Source organism: Rhizomicrobium sp. (genome assembly GCF_056722145.1).
Window position 1 is genome coordinate 1 of sequence record NZ_JBWZET010000381.1, and the last position, 5,269, is coordinate 5,269.

The following is a 5,269-nucleotide window of genomic DNA, read 5'->3' on the forward strand; positions in this document are numbered from 1 at the left end:
CGGCGTTGGCGCAGGCGCATGCCGCATTCGCCAAAGTGCCGACGCCGGTGACCGCCGGCTGCCTTTTCCGCGCCGCCCACGATCTCAAGGGTCAGGCGACCACGTTCGAATATCCCTTGATCGCCCGCGTCGCCGCCTCCCTCGCCAAGCTGATGGACGGGATGCAGTCGTGGGACGCCGCGCCGCTGCCGCTGGTCTCAGCACATGTCGACGCCGTCACGGTGATCCACCGCGAGCGCATCAAGGATATCTCCAACCGAACGGCGCTGGTGCTCGCCGAGGAACTCGAGGGGAGCGTGATCAAGACCCTCGCACAGGCGTCCCAGCTCTGATCCGCAACAGCGTGGTTGCCAGCCCCGCCGCCATCGTCGCCGCCAGCAGGCCGTAGAATCCGGACGGCCCGACGACGCGCATTGCTCCGCCGCAGAGCAGCGTTCCGGCGATCGAGCCGATCCCGAACAGCAGCACCAGCCCCGACGCCGCCGCGACGCGAGTATCCTGATCGATGCCGTCGTTCACCGTCGCGGCCGAGATCGCATAGATCGGGAAGACAAACGCGCCGGCCAACGCCATCGCCACAAACCGCAGCAGCGTTCCATCGCCGGCAACACCAATAAGACACGCCGCAAGTCCGGCGCCGAAGATCGTCAGCAGCACCGGACGGCGCCCGACGCCATCGGAGAACCAGCCGGCCGGGACCTGCACCAGCGCGCCGGCCACCACCGCGACACCCATGAACACACTGACGCCGGTCACGTCCATGCCGATGCGGCGCGCATAGACTGGCCCGAACATGAACAGGATCGACCACGACACACCCGAAAGTACGGTCGCGGCCGCACCGGCGGGCGAGGCCCGGAACAGTGCCGCGATCCCGAGCGGTTTCGGCGGCACACCCGACGGCGCCGCCTTGCGCAGCAGCAGCACCGGCACGCCGGCCATCACGAACAGCAGAGCCGACAGCACGAAGGGCGAATAGACGCCGGCATGGCCGATGCCGAACAACACCTGCGCCAACGTCATGCCGATGAACTGGGCGAACATGTAGAGCGAGAACGTGCGGCCACGCACGTCGTTGGGCACCGCATCGTTGATCCAGCTTTCGATCGCGACATAGGCCAGCGACATCACGAAACCCGACAGCGCGCGATACGCCGACCACGCCACGGCATCGACGGTCAGCGGCATCGCCAGGATGACGCCGCCGGCGATCACCATCGTCACCGAAACCGTCGCGACATGGCCGAAGCGGCCGATCAGCATGCGGCCCATCAACGGCGCCAGCGAAAAGCCGACGTAATAACTCGCCAGCATCAAGCCGATTACGAGGCTCGAAAACGCCGACGCAGCCTTGAGCCCGATCAAGTCGGTCTGCAGGCCGTTGCCCGCCTGAACGAAAAAGGCAACGAGAATGACCGCCCAGACGGCGGCGACGGCACTGCGCAAATTACGAACCCCTCAGGAATACGAGGGCCTTACTTCTTGCCGTGGGTTTGCGCAACCGTCTGCAGCACGTCGAGCATCGCCGGCGACATCGCGAACGGCGGCGCGTTGCCGGTGGAACTCTCGTCGGAGCCGAAGAACCCTTTGTGCTGCGGCCGCCACAGCGACGCCAGCATCGCGGCGGTGTTGGCGGTATCGAGCGCGCCGGTGGTGACGGATGCAACCTCGGTCTTCGCGCTCGTCTGCACCGTCGGAGTCGTCAACACCGGCTGACTGCCGACGGTCCAGTTGTAGACCTCGCGCACCGTCTTGGGGCGCCCGTCAGCATGATAGAACACGGTCGGATTGGAGCTGGCCGCAGTGGGAAACAGATCGCACGCCGCCGACGCCGGCGAACCCTGATTGGACCGGATCAGCTTGCAGGCCGACCCCGGTCCCAGAAGATGCGCGGCGTAAAGCTCACCCGAGGTGACGTGGCGGCCGAGGCGATCTTCCATCTGCGACTGCGTCGTCTTGGTGTACTCGCCAGCCATCATCGCACTGATCTGCGGATCGTTGCGGAGGCGCAGGATGGCGCTGCGATCCTCGCCGTTGGCGACGTGATAGCGACCATCGTCGGTGCGCGTGATCGCATTGGCATAGGACGACAGGCCGTATTTGGAGCCGTGCTCCTTGACCAGCGACAGCCAGGTCTGCTCGACGAATTGAAACAAGCCAGCCGCCGAGGACTGGCCCGATTTGGCCGACGGCTTGAGACCGGACTCGCGAATGGCGGTGCCGAGAAGGTAATTGAAGTCGACGCCAGTTGCCGCGCTCGCCTTCTGCAGGGCGCTTACGACGGTATTGGCGGCGGCTCTTGCGGCTTCTGCCAGCATTCGGGTTCTCCCGACAGAGGTCTCGTCCCGAAATTACCTTCGAAACCGGTTAAAAACTGTTAAAGGCCCGGGCCCAGCAATGACGGGACGGTCAAGACAACAAAAAACCGCCTCGCGGCGGTTCGGCTACACGTCATCGGATATAGAAGATATGGGGAAACCTCCCGCATTCTTCAAGGGAGTTTTTCAGCTGCGACAAACTGTGCAAAGCGCGCGCAAATCAGAAGGTTAGGTCTTGCGTAGTGAGTGAATGCGTGTCGCTCTCATCATTTGGCCGCACACCCCGCTCCGCGATCGTCCTACCGGGCAGTGCTGTTGAACAGAGGTAACGCTGCTGGCGGTGTCTATGTCATAGGTTTCTTCGGTCTGTAATCGTATGGATCAAGACAGGCGTTGTAGTCCGCCTCTTCAATTCGAACCCAATCCGTTTTGTCGATCCCACGCTTAACAGAGGCGTTAGGGCCGAATGGAAACGCGCATGCTATCGTAAATTCTCGTTCGATTTTTTTGCCAATCTCACGAACTTCTCGGACCGCCTCTCCTAAATCTTGATCCTGGCTATAGATCACAGCAACGTCGTAGCTTTCTGCGATGGCGCAAGACACCAAATCGAGTGCAATACGAATATCGATGCCCTTTTCCTGCGGTACTACAATCGTTTTTGTAACACCTTCTGCGGTGACCTCTTCTTGGTGGTAGCGAAGTGGTCTGGTAGTGACATGCAAACCGGCCCGCTTCATCGCCAAAACGCGATTAGCCCAATACCCAGTCCACATTGGATCATGCGATTGAGCAGGAACGCCCGTGTAAAACCTCACCAAGCTCGGTGTCCAACCCATCTTGGCGCAGACCATAGCGTGAAGTTTTTTGGGGTCGTAATTCGGATGAAAATGCCCAAACGCCTTCATGGCGTGCTGATACAAGTTCTGCCCGTCGAAAAAGGCCATTGCGAATTTCGGGCGCGGCTCCCCAGCCATCCAGCCCCGCAAATAGAAACCCCGCCGGGGGCCATTTCTGACCAAGTCCAGCGGGGGATTAATCAGCTAGTGATTACACGAAAAAATTTACCGACGCGTCAATAAGAATGTGACAAATCGCACATCTTCAGTGTCGGCGTGTCTCGCTCATGCAACGGGCTAATCTGCTACTCATGAGCATTCCTGGAATTCAAACAGCAGCTTAAGTGTGGAATTCAGATTGCATCCGCAACTACTGGCGGCGAACGGACCGTGAGGGGACGAGGCTTCAGAACATGTTGATGACGTTCTGGACGAAATCCTCGAGCGCTTTGGGGTCGTAGGGCACCTGATCGCCGGCCACCGGACCGGGCCACGCGGCGTCGCCGGGGTTGCGGGCGATGACGTGGATGTGCAGTTGCGGCACCACGTTGCCGAGCGCGGCGATGTTGATCTTGGCGCACCCCGTGAGCGCCTTGAGCTGGCCGCCGGCCATCGCCAGTTCCTCGGTCAGCATGACGCGATCGGTGGGATCGAGGTCGAACATCTCGACCAGACCGGGCCGGCGCGGCACCAGGATCAGGCGGGGAAAGCGCGCATCGTCCAATACCAGGACGCGCGACAGCGGCAGATCAAGCGCCAGCACGCCGGACGCAGCGAGCCGCTCATCGAGAACGAATTCGGTCATGTGAAGACACCTAGAATATCCAAGGCAGCGGCAGATGTTGCCGCCACAGCAGGAAGCCAAGGTAGCATCCATACGCCAGTATCAGCAAAATGCCGCGCGGTCGCGACAGGCGCCAGCGCATGGCGAGCAGCGGCAGCAGCACCACGGCGATACCCGCCAGGATGAAGACATCGTGCGTCGCCAGTTCGGCCGGAAACGCCATCGGCGCGATTAGCGCGGTGACGCCGAGCACCAGCGAAAATCCGAAGGCGCCGGCACCGAGCACCTGCCCCACCGCGATCGAGGTCTGGCCGCGCACCGCCGCCCACAGCGTCAGCAGCAGTTTCGGCGCCGACAATCCCGCCGCCAGCACGGTCAAGCCGATGAAGGTCTCGCTCCAGCCGGTTTCGTCGGTGAGATGGATCGCGCCGATGACCCCGAGATGGGCCCCCAGCGCCAACAGGATGAAGCCGAGCACCATCATGAACAGCGCCGCGGCCGTCGACGGCAGCCGGCCAGTCGAGCGGAACAGCGCCCGCGCCAGCGGCACCGAATGCTCCGGCGCCCGCCGCCAGTCGGTGATGAACACGAGCACGACATAACCGACGAAACCCGCCACCATGATTGCTCCGGCGACGCGCGAGACCCCGCCGGTCAAGGCCAGGACGCAGACTCCGATCGCCGCCAGCAGCAGCGCCAGCCCGTCGCGGAACACGACCTTTGGCGGCGACGCCATCGGCTGGATCAGCGCCCCCAGCCCCAGCACGAACAGCAGATTGAGAATGTTGGAGCCGATCAATCCGCCCAGCGCCAACTCGGGGCGGCCTACGGCGGCAGCGCGAATGGTGACGAACAGCTCCGGCAAGACGGTCAACACCGCCACCACCAGAATGCCGGTGAACAGCGGCGGGATGCCGGCCTGGCGCGCCAAGCCGACGCTGCCGCGCATCGCCAACTCGCTGCCGATCAGGACCAGCAAAAGACCAGCAATCAGGACCCCGTGCGCCATGTGTAAGCCTCGGCTGGCACGTCCCGGTGCGGTGTCTCCGCCAGGGACGCGACCTGAATGTCGCTTCCGAACCGTCGCGGGTCGAACGCCGGATCCACCGCCGTCCGATCCAAAATGAGACGCGACAGTACTTCAGCAACCGCCGGTGCAAACAGGATGCCGTTGCGAAACTGGCCGCTCGCCACGTAAAGCCCTTCCACTGCGGCAGGACCGATGAGCGGCAACCGGTCGGGCGTCAACGGGCGCAAGCCCGCCCAATGCGCTCCGAGGCGCCAATCCTTGAGCGCGGGCATCACCTCGGTCGACTGGCGATACAGCC

7 protein-coding genes are annotated in these 5,269 nt (G+C 62.9%); 1 reads left to right on the forward strand and 6 read right to left on the reverse strand.

The window, feature by feature from the left end; all coding sequences use genetic code 11:
• Window positions 1-332, forward strand: a 332-nt coding sequence (locus AC1P6P_RS20135; protein ID WP_481404234.1) for an Hpt domain-containing protein, incomplete at its 5' end; no start/stop codon positions are given.
• Here the strand turns inward: AC1P6P_RS20135 and AC1P6P_RS20140 are convergent.
• The 6 genes from AC1P6P_RS20140 to AC1P6P_RS20165 all read right to left on the reverse strand — a co-directional run.
• Entirely contained in the window at window positions 301-1,446 is a 1,146-nt protein-coding gene (locus AC1P6P_RS20140) for an MFS transporter (protein ID WP_481404235.1), read from the reverse strand. The genes AC1P6P_RS20135 and AC1P6P_RS20140 overlap by 32 nt on opposite strands.
• A 29-nt stretch (window positions 1,447-1,475) precedes the next feature.
• On the reverse strand, window positions 1,476-2,318 hold the full coding sequence (locus AC1P6P_RS20145) for a transglycosylase SLT domain-containing protein (protein WP_481404236.1): 843 nt from the start codon (window positions 2,316-2,318) through the stop codon (window positions 1,476-1,478).
• A gap of 344 nt (window positions 2,319-2,662) precedes the next feature.
• On the reverse strand, window positions 2,663-3,265 hold the full coding sequence (locus AC1P6P_RS20150; protein WP_481404237.1) for an NYN domain-containing protein: 603 nt from the start codon (window positions 3,263-3,265) through the stop codon (window positions 2,663-2,665).
• Window positions 3,266-3,563: 298 nt separating this feature from the next.
• A complete protein-coding gene (locus AC1P6P_RS20155; protein ID WP_481404238.1) occupies window positions 3,564-3,962 on the reverse strand; it encodes an HIT domain-containing protein in 399 nt (132 codons plus the stop codon).
• A gap of 10 nt (window positions 3,963-3,972) precedes the next feature.
• Window positions 3,973-4,950, reverse strand: coding sequence for a sodium:calcium antiporter (locus AC1P6P_RS20160; protein ID WP_481404239.1), 978 nt, complete (start codon window positions 4,948-4,950; stop codon window positions 3,973-3,975).
• The coding region (locus AC1P6P_RS20165; protein WP_481404240.1) for an FAD-dependent oxidoreductase at window positions 4,932-5,269 on the reverse strand (338 nt) is incomplete at its 5' end. The genes AC1P6P_RS20165 and AC1P6P_RS20160, both read right to left, overlap by 19 nt.

Coding starts and splice junctions, on each gene's coding strand:
- AC1P6P_RS20145 (WP_481404236.1), bottom strand. CDS start 2,318: ATGCTGGCAGAAGCCGCAAGAGCCGCCGCCAATACCGTCGTAAGCGCC.
- AC1P6P_RS20150 (WP_481404237.1), bottom strand. CDS start 3,265: ATGGCCTTTTTCGACGGGCAGAACTTGTATCAGCACGCCATGAAGGCG.
- AC1P6P_RS20155 (WP_481404238.1), bottom strand. CDS start 3,962: ATGACCGAATTCGTTCTCGATGAGCGGCTCGCTGCGTCCGGCGTGCTG.
- AC1P6P_RS20160 (WP_481404239.1), bottom strand. CDS start 4,950: ATGGCGCACGGGGTCCTGATTGCTGGTCTTTTGCTGGTCCTGATCGGC.